At 51.6% G+C, this 13,599-nt stretch carries 12 protein-coding genes; 4 read left to right on the top strand and 8 right to left on the bottom strand.

What is annotated here, in order from left to right:
* Position 1 precedes the first annotated feature (1 nt).
* The 8 genes from EKO24_RS02285 to EKO24_RS02250 form a co-directional block, all read right to left on the bottom strand.
* Positions 2-865: a CoA transferase gene (locus EKO24_RS02285; RefSeq protein ID WP_127027089.1), complete on the bottom strand. Its 864-nt coding sequence runs from the start codon at positions 863-865 to the stop codon at positions 2-4.
* Positions 858-1,778, bottom strand: coding sequence for a CoA transferase subunit A (locus EKO24_RS02280; protein ID WP_127027088.1), 921 nt, complete (start codon positions 1,776-1,778; stop codon positions 858-860). Before EKO24_RS02280 ends, EKO24_RS02285 begins: the two co-directional genes overlap by 8 nt.
* An 11-nt stretch (positions 1,779-1,789) precedes the next feature.
* Positions 1,790-2,557, bottom strand: a complete 768-nt coding sequence (locus EKO24_RS02275; protein ID WP_241674368.1) for an SDR family NAD(P)-dependent oxidoreductase — start codon at positions 2,555-2,557, stop codon at positions 1,790-1,792.
* A 10-nt stretch (positions 2,558-2,567) separates the two neighbouring features.
* On the bottom strand, positions 2,568-4,133 hold the full coding sequence (locus EKO24_RS02270) for an FAD-dependent oxidoreductase (RefSeq protein ID WP_127027087.1): 1,566 nt from the start codon (positions 4,131-4,133) through the stop codon (positions 2,568-2,570).
* A gap of 158 nt (positions 4,134-4,291) precedes the next feature.
* Positions 4,292-5,395, bottom strand: coding sequence for a cobalamin-independent methionine synthase II family protein (locus EKO24_RS02265; RefSeq protein ID WP_277752483.1), 1,104 nt, complete (start codon positions 5,393-5,395; stop codon positions 4,292-4,294).
* Positions 5,396-5,535: 140 nt separating this feature from the next.
* Positions 5,536-5,751 carry a zinc ribbon domain-containing protein gene (locus EKO24_RS02260; RefSeq protein WP_127027086.1) on the bottom strand — a complete coding sequence of 72 codons (216 nt, stop codon included), beginning with the start codon at positions 5,749-5,751 and terminating at the stop codon, positions 5,536-5,538.
* Between the two features lie 240 nt (positions 5,752-5,991).
* On the bottom strand, positions 5,992-7,404 hold the full coding sequence (locus tag EKO24_RS02255) for an aldehyde dehydrogenase family protein (RefSeq protein ID WP_127027085.1): 1,413 nt from the start codon (positions 7,402-7,404) through the stop codon (positions 5,992-5,994).
* A 42-nt stretch (positions 7,405-7,446) separates the two neighbouring features.
* A complete protein-coding gene (locus EKO24_RS02250) occupies positions 7,447-9,342 on the bottom strand; it encodes a sigma-54-dependent Fis family transcriptional regulator (protein ID WP_127027084.1) in 1,896 nt (631 codons plus the stop codon).
* Between the two features lie 778 nt (positions 9,343-10,120).
* On the opposite strand from EKO24_RS02250, the gene EKO24_RS02245 reads away from it, so the two are divergent.
* The 4 genes from EKO24_RS02245 (at position 10,121) to gorA (ending at position 13,437) form a co-directional block, all read left to right on the top strand.
* Entirely contained in the window at positions 10,121-10,642 is a 522-nt protein-coding gene (locus EKO24_RS02245) for a hypothetical protein (RefSeq protein WP_127027083.1), read from the top strand.
* A gap of 249 nt (positions 10,643-10,891) precedes the next feature.
* The gene (locus EKO24_RS02240; RefSeq protein WP_127027082.1) at positions 10,892-11,338 is read left to right on the top strand and encodes a DUF2383 domain-containing protein; all 447 of its coding nucleotides are present in this window, start codon (positions 10,892-10,894) and stop codon (positions 11,336-11,338) included.
* A 194-nt stretch (positions 11,339-11,532) separates the two neighbouring features.
* Complete coding sequence (locus EKO24_RS02235; protein WP_127027081.1) at positions 11,533-12,060, top strand: peroxiredoxin; 528 nt, start codon at positions 11,533-11,535, stop codon at positions 12,058-12,060.
* A gap of 27 nt (positions 12,061-12,087) precedes the next feature.
* On the top strand, positions 12,088-13,437 hold the full coding sequence (gene gorA / locus EKO24_RS02230; RefSeq protein WP_127027080.1) for a glutathione-disulfide reductase: 1,350 nt from the start codon (positions 12,088-12,090) through the stop codon (positions 13,435-13,437).
* Positions 13,438-13,599: the final 162 nt, after the last annotated feature.

The raw sequence follows: 13,599 nt of genomic DNA, 5'->3' as shown, positions 1-13,599 counted from the left end.
GTTAGGCTCCGCTCAATTGAAAAAAGCGCCCGCGATCGGCGGGACTGAGCTCTCGCTGATGGATTTTTAAAGGATCCATACGGCGGATGAATTCGACCAAAGCGGGTTCAGGCAAAGCGGCTGTCGAAAGGTTTGCGGCAACAGGCAGATCGAATTCCGTGCTTTCAGCGATCAATTCGACGCTGGTATCGGGATAAAGGGCGCGTAATTGCATGTGGCCTTCCTGGTTAAAACCGAATACCCCTAAGTCGGTCACTATGCAATCCGGCCCGCCTCCGCGATAAGGCATAGCGGTGCGCGGCAAGCCTTCCGAGGTGCGATGACCAACGCTGGTGATAAAATCGCAACGGTTAGCCAAGCGATAACGACGGCGGCCTTTTTCGTCGGCATGAGTGCGATGCGCTGCCGTCCAGATGGTTACGTGGCCGGCATCGGCCGATAAATTACAGCCGCCGCCACCGCCGGGCAGTTTTAACGAAATCCGCTCGTCATTTCCCAGGCGGGTCACGTTCATATTGCCCCAGCAGTCGATCTGCAAACCCGACAAAAACATCCGGCCTAATCGTCCGCTCGCGGCCAGGTCGAAGAGTTCTTCAATCGATAAATGGCATTCGGCATCGCGGTTCATCGCAAAATCGTTGGTCGTCGGCGTTAAAAATGCCGGAGTCGGATTGATGCCGTAGGTCGCACCGGCCACCAACACCAAATTGGGTGCATGATTGCGTTTGGCCAGGTGCAAAGCTAACTGCACCAACGGCGATCCGAAGCCGTGAAACGCTAAAATCCCGTCTTCTATCGACAATGCGATCTGGTAGATCATCAATTCGCCGAGCGTACAAGTTTGAATCTTATTTTGATTATTCATAAAGTTGCATCCATTTTTCGGTGCTCTGATCCCACTGTTCCAGACAAGCCAATCTGGCTTTGCCGCCGACGGCTGTTAGATAAGCGTCATGATCCTCGCAGCCGTAAACGAAAGGCGTCAGGTAGTTTTGATGAAAACTGTCTACGCCCTGTTTGGCGGCTTGGTAATAACAGGCGGTATGTTCCCGGTCATAGGCATAACGCGGGTAGCATGACGTCGGGTGAGCGCCGTAAGGTGTTTCGCAAACGCCGGTGACATAAAAATACGGAATCGTTACGCCTTTTTTTGCCAATTCGTCATGAGGAATCACTTCTTCAACCGTAACGAGGACTTTTTTGGACGCCTTGGCAAACAGAACGTCGGCCACCGGCGGCCCATCAATATGCAAATTGCCGTGCTGGTCGGCATAGTGGGCATGAATAAGCGCAACGTCGGGTTTCAACGCGGGCACTAAAACCAGTTGTTCGCCGGTAAAAGGGCAGGCCATCGTTTTAAATTCAGGGTGCAACTTTAAGAAATCCGTTCCTTGCACCGAGCGGATCGGCATGAAAGGCAAGCCTTGAATGGCCGCCCGAAGTTGCTGGACTAAGGTGTAACAGCAGTTATCTTCCACTTTTACCGTGCCCGATTCACAGGCGCGACGGTAGTTCAGCGCCATGCCGAAATCCTGCTCGAAGCCGACATAGGATTCGGCACTGACGGTAACGCTTCCCGCTCCGCACAACAAATCGACATCGATGCCGTGCGCTGAGCCGACCAGTTTAAGGTCTTTAATGTTTTGCCGGACCAGTTCCCGCAAAGCCGCCATCGGTTCGCGCCAGGACAAGCCGCCGCCAATCGCCAAACAATCGCCGTTTTGTATCTGTGCAACGAGTTCGGTTAACGAACATCGTTTATCGTTTTGTGTATACATAAGTTTTAACCTTAAATCGCTGTCATCGCGCCGTCGACGGTAAATGCCGAGCCGCAGACGAAACTGGCTTCGTCGGAAGCCAAAAACAATACCGCCGCGACGATTTCCTCGGATTTACCGAAGCGCCCGATCGGATATTTGCTGAGCCGTAATTTCATTAGCTGTTCGGACACGTCGGTTCCGAGAATTTCCCGCCCCATGTCGGTATCGGCAATCATGCCTGGGCAAATGCAGTTGACGCGTATGCCCAGCTTTGAATAGTCGACCGCCATTTGTTTGGTCAAACCGATGACCGCGGCTTTGGACGTGCAATAAGCGGCCATATTCGGAATGCCGACCATGCCGGCTATCGAGCCGAAGTTAACGATGGTGCCGCCGCGTTGTTTCATCGCCGGCAATGCGGCTTTCGAGCACAGGTAGGTCCCGTTCAAATTGACGGCCATCACTTTATTCCAAGCATCGAATTCGGTGGTTTCAACGGTACCGAAATCGGCAATGCCGGCATTGTTAATCAAGATGTCGAGCGTTCCGGAACAGTCTGCAATCAGTTTGGAGAAAGTTTCGGCAACTTCGCGAGGGTCGGCGACGTCAACTTGATAAGCGTTGACGGCGATGCCGTCGGCACGGAGCGCTTGGGTTGCATCGGATAATGCGGCTTCATTAATGTCCAAAATCGAAAGCGAAGCCCCTTCCATGCCAAGACGCCTAGCGATGTCATAGCCCATGCCGGTAGCGCCGCCGGTTATAACGGCGTGTTTTCCTTGAAATCGATTCATCATTATTGGGGCTCTACATATCGTTGAAATGAATATCGCCGGCACGTAAACGGCACAATTGAATGAAATAACTCGGACTGATAAACAGCTCATCCATATCGGCTAAATCGTCTATCGTCAGCCCGTTTTTAACCAGGTAATTCAGGTATTGAAAACCGTCTTTCGCGCCATAGCCGATATGAATCGCGCCGACTATTTTTCGCGTGTCGCCGTCGATAATCAGTTTCTGAAAACCCGACATGCGCGGCTTCGCCATCAAGTACAACATCATCCGGTCGCCTGCCGGCAAGCCGACATCGAAGCCGTTCGGGTTATCCGGCGGTAATTTCAGGATTTTTACGTTGGCATAGCGTTGACGCGCTTGTGTTTCGCTTAGCCCCAACCAACTGACCTCGTAATGCGTATGCATGAAATCGGGGTAGTCGGCCGCTTTATATTCACTCGCTTGCCCCATGATATTTTTGGCGGCGCATACGCCTTCTTTCCGGGCTTTAAACATTTCCATCGGCGGCCCGGTCACGTCGCCGACGGCATAGACATTGGCTATCGAGGTCTGCATGCGCCGATTCACTTTGATAAAGCTTTTATCGTCCAATTCCAATCCCAATGTTTGGGCCACCTGTTCCGAATTGGCCTGCTCGCCAATTGCGATAAAAACAAAGTCGGTATCGATGTTGACGATGCCGCCGGCAGTTTTTATCGAAACCGTTTTTACCTTGCCTTGCGCGTCGCCGTGGATAACCGATAATTCCGCATTTTCCAGAAACTCCATGCCTTGCTCTTCCATCATAAGGATCGCGTAAGCACGGGATTCGGCGTCTTTCAGCATCGGCATCGCTTGATGCCGGGCAACAATAATCGTGCGCCGGCCCGTGGCGTTAAAAAAGCAGCCGTATTCAATGGCTGTTTTACCGCCGCCGATCACTACAGCCGTGTTGCCCGGCTCATCATCCAATTTTTCAACCAGGCTTTGGGAAGTAAATACGCCTTGTAACTGAATGCCCGGAACATCCGGCACTATCGGCTTCGCGCCCAGCGCCAGCACCAGGTTTTTTGCCTGGAATTGACTGCCGTTGACTTGTATCGTGTGGGCATCGATGATTTTGGCTTCCGCATTCAGCACAAACTCCAGGCCGAGCTGTTCTTTGCTTTGATAGTTCATCATCGCGTGAGGGCCCGTCCTGCCGCTGCGAAACAGCTCGACGATGGGCTTGATGGAAACCGTTTTGCCGATCATCTCTTGAAACCAGAGCTGGCCGGAAAAAGTGCGCTCCAGCATCAATTGCGCCGCACAGTCCGAAAACAGATGATGAGGCACGCAGGCTTGATGGGGGCAGGAACCGCCGAGGAACGGCCAGCGGTCGATAATCAGCACGCGCCCGCCCATGGCCCGCAAATAAGCCGCGCCAAAGCGACCGGCAGCGCCGCCGCCCAGGTAAATCGCGTCGAATTCGCGGTCGTCGTTTGGATTTATGTTGAAAATGGGAGAGCTACTGCCGGATTCCAGCGTTCCGTTCACAAAGTCTTGCCACTTTGCGATAGTCAAGTAGTTTTCCCAAATATCTATTGCAGTTGCCATCTCGTGTGTTGTTAAAGTAATTTCATAGGTAAACTATTCACCGAAAAAGAAATGGAACACGGATTAAACGGATAGGACGGATTTACACGGATTCTTAAAGTATTCTGTACTTTTACCCGTGATCATCCGTTTAATCCGTGTCATCCGTGTTCCATTAATCATTTCGCCAGTTCATCACGAACTATTTTTGTCCCTTCAACCATCGCATGCAGCTTGTCTTGGCAGATATAGCGTTGCAGCAGGATCAGTCCGCAATCGGTGGTAACGCCTAACTGTTCGGCAGGAACCACGGTCAGTAATTGGCGAATCTTTGCCGCAACCTGTTCGGCGGTTTCGGTGACGGTGCTTTTGACGTCGATAACGCCGGCCCAGAACATCATGTTCTTGGGTATTGGATGGGTTTTGAGCAGTTCAAGTCCCGATTCGTCAAACGACATGCGGCCGATGCCTTCAATGTTAAAAACATCGATTTTTGCCTCGTAAGATTTAGGCACGACCGATGCGGTCGGATTCGGGGCTTTAGCGTCTTGGGCGCGTTTGGTCAGGTCGAAAACCTCACCGGCACTGGCGGTATCGTCGGGATAATAAGCCGGCGTGCCGCCCCAATTACCCCAACAGATATGGCAGACAATCTTGGCGTTTTTGACGCCTGCAACGGCGCGGTTGAACGCTTCGATTGCCCAATCTTCATAAAAGTAAGGCCAGGTAAATTCGTCAAGCTGGATATACTCGACACCCAATTCGTCAACGGCCAAAATATCTTCATTAATCGCGGCGGCAATGGCCATCGCACGGTCGCGGCTGTTTGAATAATGCAGGTCGTTGGTGCATTGGGCTAACACCTGGATACCGGTGTACTGGACTTTGACCGGTTTATCGGTCGCCCGCTTCAGGGCACGGGCCTGTTCGACCATGATTTGTCCGCGGCGTTTGATTTCCTGCGTAACGGTGGCCGAATGCAATCGGCTGTAGATCGGAAAACCGAGATGGCTGCCGCTTAGGTCGTAGCCTAAGCGATTAAAATAATAATAAAGTGCAGCGTCGGCATAATTATCGGCTTGCAACCGGCCGTCCGAGATTATGTCCAGGCCGGCGTTGACCTGATCTGTCGCGATGGCCGCCATCGCGTCTTCCAACGCCTCCCGCCAGATAGCATCCGGCGGCTGCCGGTCGCCGTTGAAATGTCTTGCAAATTCAGCATCCCACCATCTTGGATTGGGATAATTGCCGACCATACTTGTTGGAATCAGTACCTTATTCACGCTGCTCCTCCTAATTTATAGTTGTTGTTTTCGGTTTTTAAGAATGCTCAGTTGGTTTCATCAACCCATAAATCAAAGCTATACAAGAACACCTCATAATTAACGAAGTACTTTTTTCATCGTATGCATGACATCATGTGTTATCGCTCATGCTTTCTACCTATACCGCCGCAACACGGGCAACCTGCGCCATGGTCGTTTTCCAGCGGATGCGGATCGTCATAGACATGAGCCGGTTTGGCGTCGTGACTGCCGCATTGGGAACACACCCATTCCTTGGGTTCCTGCGTATTGGCCAATACCAAGCTTCTGAATTGGTGATCGCATTCATCGCATCGGATTAGATAAACCGGCATTTGCTCAAGACCTCCATTTAGATATTTCTATTGCGTGCTAGTTTCCAAGGTCCCGCTTGGGAATTCAGTACGGGAAGCTAGAGCTTTGCTCACTGGGGGGCCTAAGCAGGAGCTTGGGAACCAGTGTAATGAGTGATGGCTATGTCGCCTGCGCTGGCAAGCATAGCTTGCACTCCAGTCACATCTTTAGTAACTAACTGAATTTGAAAATTCTGTAACTTAAAACAAGTTTTTAACCGCTTAACGGCTGTATTTTTGCCAATGACTTTCAAAAAGATTCTTTTCATCAATCGGTCTCGGCTGGATCGGCCTGGAAACCCAGGTCAGATTAATCATGTGCCGGGCATTGACGTTTTCCGTCGTTATATTCCCGCCCCAGGTGCCGCAGCTTAAGCTGAGCGTATAAGGCAAGCCGTTTCGCGGGCTGCCCGCGCCTTCGTTCAGGCTTTGGTTGACCATCACCCGGCCGGTCTTGGTTTGCATGGCCAAGGCCAGCGCATGGTCGTCACTGAGTGTATGGATGCCGCAGGTGTGGCCATGGCCTTGATAGTCGGTAATAGCGTTGACTTGATTTATCGCATCGTTGATGCCGCCGGCGTATCGATATAGCGACAGCACCGGCGACAGTTTTTCCCCTGAAAAAGGATGCTCAGGCCCCACGCCGTTTTCTTCGACGACCAAACAACTGCAATCTTCCGGCACATTGAAACCGGCTAACTTTGCGATATGGGCCGGCGATTTTGCGATCACGTCGACGTTCGGAATATGGTTCTCAGGCGTCGGCCACATCAGCCGTTGCAATTGGTCTTTTTCATCGGCGCTGCAAAGATAAGCGCCCAGTTGTTGCAGGCGTTCGCTTAAATCGCCATAAATCGACTCATGCGCCACCACCGAATTATCGGCCAGGCAACTGGTCGCATAATCGAATTTCTTCGCAGTCACAATGGTATTGGCCGCATCGTCCAGATCGGCGGTTTCATCGATCACATGGACCGAATTGCCGACGCCGACGCCGTAAGCCGGCGTTCCTGAACTGTATGCCGCTTTGACCATTGCCGCGCCGCCGGTTGCGACGATCAAGTCCGCTTGCTGCATCAGTTTTTGGGTTTTCGGCAGCGAAGGTTTTTCAATAATCTGGACCAGGTCCGCCGGCGCTCCGACCTGTTCGCAAGCTTCGCGCATGTACTTGACGGTCAGCTCCGTGGTAAGTTGCGTCCGGGGATGGGCGGCGACGATGATCGCATTGCGGCCTTTCAAGGCCAGCAGCGTTTTTAACGGCGGGGTCGCGTCAGGGCCGGTCGTCGGAATCAGCGCGGCAACCACGCCGACCGGTTTGGCTATTTTTACCAAGCCTTTTTCGGGAATTTCTTCGACAATGCCGACCGTTTTCACGGTCTGCATATCGCGCAAGGTTCCCATGCAGCGGTTGCGGATCTTGCTGACTTTATCGGCATAATTGCCGAAACCGCCTTCGTCAACCGCCAGTTTGGCCAGTTCTTCGGCGCGATCCTGCCGGACGATAGCCCAGCATATCGCGGTGACCAGCTCGTCGACTTGATCTTGCGTGTAGTCCGCAATTTGTTGTTGGGCGTTGCGCGCTTTTTGAACATAAATAGCGATTTCATCCAGTTCGGGTTTTGTATCTGCGCTCATAAAGTATATTTATCCACGTTGTGTATGATGATTGTGTTGGCCCTATTTCACCCTGCGATACAGGGTGTTTCTACTAATGCCGAGGCGCCGCGCGGCTTCGGACATGTTGCCGCGGCTTGCGGCAATCACGCGCGCGACAGCGGCTTCGGACAATTCTTTCAGGTTTTCTGCCGTATCGGGCAATGCAGCCGTATGCCGGTCCGTCAGCAGTTCTTCGGCGAGGTCGTCGGGCAGATGCTGCCAGCCGATGATGTTTTCGCCTTCGTCGAGCAAAGCGGTAGCGGTCCGCAGTACATTGACCAATTGCCGCAAGTTGCCGGGCCAGGCGTAAGCGGCGAAAGCGGCCGCAATACTGTCTTCGAGCATCACATTCCGGTCCGGGGCCATTTCCTGCAATATGCGCGCCGCCAACACATCGAAATCGCTGCGTTCGCGCAAGGCCGGCAATTTAAGGTTGAAGCCGTTGATGCGGTAATACAAATCTTCACGGAAGCGGCCGGCTTCCATTTCGGCTTTTAAGTCGCGGTGCGTCGCGCAGACCAAGTCGAAGTCGACAGGCATAGGCTTGATGCCGCCAACAGGCACTACCTCGCGCTCCTGCAACACACGCAGCAGCCGTGCTTGCTGAGCCAGCGGCATATCGCCGATCTCGTCGAGGAACAGCGTGCCGCCGTCCGCCGAACGTATGCGGCCGGGAGAGCCTTCCTTGCGGGCGCCGGTGAAAGTACCGGGAACGTAGCCGAACAACTCCGTCTCAACCAGGCTTTCCGGCAGCGTTGCGCAATTGACCGCAACGAACGGTTTCCCCTGGCGCAATCCGGCATTGTGGAAAGCATTCGCGAAAAGCTCCTTGCCGACGCCCGATTCGCCCCGCAGCAACAGCGCTATGGACTTTCCGACCAGCCGGCGCGCCTTATGGATGGCGGTTTTCATCTGTGCGTCGCCGGTATCCAGAGCCGACAGCGCATCGTCCTTGGCTTCGGGTTCGCGAGGAACGAAACTCTGGAACGTCTTACGGCCCAGCTCGACGCGGACAAACAAGCATTCGCCGGTGTGCCGCATGACCGGCATCGGTTCCCTGCCGCGTTGCAGCCCCCAGTGGACCAGGTCCTTAAGATACACCTGCAACACATGGGCAACCGGCGTTGCCCCAAGGTCGGAAGGATTTAAGCCCAGCAAGGCCAGCGCGGCCTGGTTGGCGCCGACTATCCAACCGTCTTCCGACAGGGCGACTTTACCTTCGGCAATCGTGCCGATACCTTCGGCAAGCGGATGAAATCTTAACCGCAATGCGTCGCCATGAAGCGCATTGAATAAGCGGTTCTCGATCATCTGCGCTGCCGCGCGCACAAACCCGAAAGTATGAGGATGCCGCGCCCGGTAATCGCCGGATATGTTAAGGACGCCCTGAAAACGTCCGTTCGGCGACGCTATCGGCGCGGCGGCGCAGGAAAGAAAGCCATGACGTTCGAGAAAATGTTCGTAGCCATGTACAACTACCGGGCCTTCTACGGCCAGTGCCGTACCGATACCACTGGTGCCCCGATGTTGTTCGAGCCACGATGCACCTTGCCTTAGGGAGACCCGTTCGGCACGACTCAAAAAATCGGCGTCGCCCAGGATTTCGAGCAGCACCCCGCAATCATCGGCAAGAATAACCATGCTGGCTGAATCACGGGTCTGGGAATACAAATACTCCATGACCGGCCGGGCATGAGCGATAAGCAAGCGCTGCCGGTCGACGGCGCGGGCAAATTCGAAACCTTCAAGGCAAGGCGCGTCCTCGGGGCCGCCAATGGGAACAAGACCCGCATTCAGGCAGCGGCTCCACGATTGCAAAACGGTGGTTCCTACCAACTCGGGGGGCGGCAGCTCCCCACGCTCAACCATTAAATGACGTGCTTTGCGTAAAGTTGTGTCGGTCGATTTGGTCAACATACTGATTCCTAATATTTCACTTGATCAGATGGCGTAGTTTTTGCTGCCCTGCTAATCTTTTAGGCAGGTTTTACAATCACTTACACTGGCGTTTTTCTTTTTCATCATCTTACGCTCAATCTTAATTAGCTGAAAATAGTAGTTATACCTAGCCAGGCACGCTTCTTTAGCTAAATCCCAGAAATTAAAGGCCCGATATCCGGCTTACAAGCAGGACAATAATCTCAATTATCAAGCTTAAGCCGTTGCATCCAAGCTGAATGCCAAGAGATAAAGCATTGTCCGTGCCAAATATCTAAATAATCACTGTTTACCGCTATAAGGCTCACTATAACTTTGATTAGGGAAGGGGATTTTCGCGTTTTTTGATAAATCAGGGGGTGTCGGGCTGTGTCATTTCGTGACAGGTGTTCCATGGCGATACGGTTCGGGTTGGACAAGCCATGTCCATGACTACATAGAACGTCATCCCGATTTCTATGCCGCATTTACGGAGTTTTTTCCGCCGCTTCCAATCTCCGTCGATGCGGATGATGGAAGCACCATTTCTGTGTGCGATGCCGTACCGACTCTAAAAAAGTTTTTCGCTATGCTTTTTACTGGTTTGCATCGTTCCTTGCCGCTGTATGTTTGAATCTAAGCCGGTTTAAAGCGAATCGGTGATTCAGAAAGGTAAAGAGATGTCGTTCAATTTAATAATTCATTGTTAAGGGTATTGTTATGTGTACACGGTTAATCAACTTGAAATTAAAGCGCCTTAAAGGCCTAGGAGAATGTCATGACTAAAGCAGTTTTTGGTATTGCCAAAAGTATTGAACAGGCTGAAACCATTGTCGGTGAATTGAAGACAGCCAATTTTTCAAACAACGATATATCGGTGTTGTTTCCGGACAAATCGACTAGCAAGGATTTTGCCCATGAAAAGCACACTAAAGCACCGGAAGGAACGGCTATCGGCGGCACTGTCGGTTTGGGCACCGGGGCTGTGCTTGGTTGGCTGGCCGGAATCGGCAGCTTGGCTATTCCCGGCATCGGGCCGTTTATAGCGGCCGGGCCGATCATGGGAGCCTTGGGCGGGGCGGCTGTCGGGGCTGCAACCGGCGGTTTGGCCGGTGCTTTGATCGGGCTGGGCATGCCTGAGTATGAGGCCAAGCGCTATGAGGAAAAGATCAGGGGCGGAAGCGCTTTGATCTCTGTTCATACGGAAAACAGCGACGAGCGGGACAGGGCGAAAGATATTTTCAAACGGGCTCATGCCGAAGATATTGCCTCGACAGAGGAAGAATCGGTACACACTTAAGTAATCTAGCTAAAACTTAAATTGTAGCTATTCAGCGTATGCTAGAAATGATTAATGGAACACGGATGACACGGATAATCACTGATTTTAAAAGCATAATCAAATTTAGCTTGGGTTAAAAATCCGTGTAAATCAGTCTTATCCGTGTCATCCGTGTTCTATTTCTTCTTTCGCTGAATAGTTACCTTAAATTAAGTTTTAGGCTGTTAATTTATCTAATCAAGCAATAATCAATTAGGAGAGTAGATCATGAATAACATTGAAATGGTTGACAAACTTCTACAAGACGAATTGTCGGCAACAGAAACTTACCAGCAAGCGATGAGTGCACTTCAGGAAAAAGCACCGGCAATGAGTGAAATGGAATATTTAAAGCCAATTTATGAAGATCATAAAGAGGCGGTTTCCACGTTGCAGGAAGAAATCCGCCAGATGGGCGGCACGCCATCCGGGGATTCAGGCGCCTGGGGTAAATGGGCGGAAATAGTGCAGGGAGGCGCCAATATGCTGGGCAAGACAACCGCGCTAAAAGCGCTGCAGGAAGGCGAAAGAAACGGTATAGAGGATTATGAAGAAGCGTTGCAGGAATCCGACTTGCCTGCAAATGTCCGCTCGTTGATTGAAACAAAGCTGTTGCCCGCTCAACAATCGCATATCCGTACGTTGGATAGATTGCTGGACGCTCAAGCGGCTTAAGTTTTTAGTTCAGCTGGCATTACAGCGTGGCGCGTTTTTTGCCCACGCTGTCTTTATTTACGATGTCGCCGGGATTCGGCTCAATCACCATTAGCAATAAATTTACAAGATTTTTCTACCGATAGGCGGTACCTAAAGCATCAAGTGTTAGCTTTTAATCTCCTTGTTACTTACTAACTCAAAGGAGTTTCAACATGCTTACAACTGTGCCTGAAGTAATCTTTAAAACCCGCGTTCGGGACGAAAGCGTCGCTGGCGATAATCCTTTTCGCTGGCAGGACGTCAGTACCGACGATATTTTTAAAGGTAAAAGAGTTGTCGTTATCGGGCTTCCGGGCGCTTTTACGCCGACCTGCTCAAACCGGCATTTGCCGGGCTACGATGCCAAATACCGGCAACTGATCGATTTGGGTATTGATGAGGTTTATTGCGTGAGTGTGAATGACGCCTTTGTTATGTATCAATGGAGCCAACACCTGGGCATCAAACACGTAAAAATGCTGCCTGACGGCAACGGCGATTTTACCCGTGGACTGGGGATGATGGCGAAAAAAGAGAACCTGGGGTTTGGCTACCGCTCCTGGCGTTATTCGATGCTGGTGGATGATAAAAAGATTATCAAGCTATTCAGCGAGCCGGGCATGGCTGACAATTGCCCCGACGATCCATTTGTGATCAGTGATGTCGATACGATGCTGGATTATTTGCAACACAACAAATAAACCTGATTTTATAGCCGGGTAACGTTAATGGCTCAGTACAACTACGATCTGTTTGTGATTGGCGCAGGTTCGGGAGGTATGCGAACAGCGCGCACGGCGGCGGATTACGGTGTAAAAGTCGCTATTGCCGAGGAACGCTATTTAGGCGGCACCTGCGTCAATGTGGGCTGCGTGCCCAAAAAATTATTGGTCTATGCCTCTCAATTCAAAGAGCATTTCCAGGCGGCAGCCGGTTTTGGCTGGACGGTGGGTAAGTCCACTTTCAATTGGCCCAGTTTGATCGCCAACAAAAACCAGGAAATAGGGCGGTTGCAAGCTATTTACGGCAACCAGTTGCAGCAGTCGGGAGCCGAGATTATTACCGGCAGGGCAAATTTGCTCGATGCCCATACTGTCGTTGTCGATGGCGCGAAATACACTGCCGAGCGCATCGTAATCGCAACCGGCGGCTGGCCGTCCGTCCCCGATATGCACGGCAAGCAATATATCGCGACCTCGAACGAGATGTTTTTTCTAAAGCGGTTACCCAAAAGTATCGTTATTGTCGGCGGCGGTTACATTGCGGTGGAATTCGCCAGCATTTTTCATAGCTTTGGCGTTCGTACGACGCTTTGTCATCGGGGGCATAAACTGCTTCGCGGTTTTGATGAGGATTTACGAGATTTTTTAACCAACGAGCTGGCCAGGAAAGGGATTAATGTGCTGCTGAATACCGACATTGAAGCCGTTGAAAGCACAGCCGATTGCTTTACCGCACGGTTTATCGATGGCAGCAAAATAAACACCCAGCTGGTTATGTACGCTACCGGCAGAATGCCGAATTCAACCGGGTTCGGGCTCGAAGGCCTTGGCGTTGAATTGGACAGCCAGCGCGCTATTAAAGTGAATGCCGACTATCAAACCAATGTGCCGTCTGTCTACGCATTGGGCGACGTCACTAACCGGGTTAGCCTAACTCCGGTAGCGTTGGCCGAGGGCACGGCTTTAGCCAATAAATTATACGGTGACCGATCAAGAATCGTCGATTACGAGACTGTTCCCACGGCTGTTTTCTGCCAGCCTAATATCGGCACTGTCGGTTTGACCGAAGCGCAGGCGCGCGAAAAATATTCAGACATTGATATTTATAAGGCCCGGTTCACACCGATGAGAAATACCCTGACAGGCATCGATGAAAAATTCTTGATCAAGATGATAGTGGTGCCCGGTACCGGTCAGGTCGTCGGTATACATATGGCAGGGCCTGACGCTCCTGAAATTATCCAGGGTATGGCTGTTGCGATGCGCGCCGGCGCGACGAAGGCGGTTTTCGATACTACTCTCGGCGTGCATCCGACTGCTGCTGAAGAATTGGTTACGTTGCGCAGGAAATGTTGAGAAGTGCATTCAATAAATTGACGGCTTAATTAATAGTAACTATTCAGCATATAGAAAATGGAATACAGATGACACGGATTAAGCGGATACACACGGATTTAAAGCTGAGTTGGGCAGCTTGTCTGCTCAAATCCTACTTATGCTTTTTGGGTATAAAAACAC

The sequence above is a fragment of the Candidatus Methylobacter oryzae genome, from assembly GCF_003994235.2.
GTDB lineage: Bacteria > Pseudomonadota > Gammaproteobacteria > Methylococcales > Methylomonadaceae > Methylobacter_A > Methylobacter_A oryzae.
The sequence above is the reverse complement of the archived record's forward strand: the minus strand, read 5'-3'. Positions and strand labels throughout refer to the sequence as shown.

What these genes read in the sequence shown, in the direction of transcription:
- EKO24_RS02285 (WP_127027089.1), bottom strand. Translation starts at nt 865, where the DNA reads ATGAATAATCAAAATAAGATTCAAACTTGTACGCTCGGCGAATTGATG.
- EKO24_RS02280 (WP_127027088.1), bottom strand. Translation starts at nt 1,778, where the DNA reads ATGTATACACAAAACGATAAACGATGTTCGTTAACCGAACTCGTTGCA.
- EKO24_RS02275 (WP_241674368.1), bottom strand. Translation starts at nt 2,557, where the DNA reads ATGATGAATCGATTTCAAGGAAAACACGCCGTTATAACCGGCGGCGCT.
- EKO24_RS02270 (WP_127027087.1), bottom strand. Translation starts at nt 4,133, where the DNA reads ATGGCAACTGCAATAGATATTTGGGAAAACTACTTGACTATCGCAAAG.
- EKO24_RS02260 (WP_127027086.1), bottom strand. Translation starts at nt 5,751, where the DNA reads ATGCCGGTTTATCTAATCCGATGCGATGAATGCGATCACCAATTCAGA.
- EKO24_RS02255 (WP_127027085.1), bottom strand. Translation starts at nt 7,404, where the DNA reads ATGAGCGCAGATACAAAACCCGAACTGGATGAAATCGCTATTTATGTT.
- EKO24_RS02250 (WP_127027084.1), bottom strand. Translation starts at nt 9,342, where the DNA reads ATGTTGACCAAATCGACCGACACAACTTTACGCAAAGCACGTCATTTA.
- EKO24_RS02245 (WP_127027083.1), top strand. Translation starts at nt 10,121, where the DNA reads ATGACTAAAGCAGTTTTTGGTATTGCCAAAAGTATTGAACAGGCTGAA.
- EKO24_RS02240 (WP_127027082.1), top strand. Translation starts at nt 10,892, where the DNA reads ATGAATAACATTGAAATGGTTGACAAACTTCTACAAGACGAATTGTCG.
- EKO24_RS02235 (WP_127027081.1), top strand. Translation starts at nt 11,533, where the DNA reads ATGCTTACAACTGTGCCTGAAGTAATCTTTAAAACCCGCGTTCGGGAC.
- gorA (WP_127027080.1), top strand. Translation starts at nt 12,088, where the DNA reads ATGGCTCAGTACAACTACGATCTGTTTGTGATTGGCGCAGGTTCGGGA.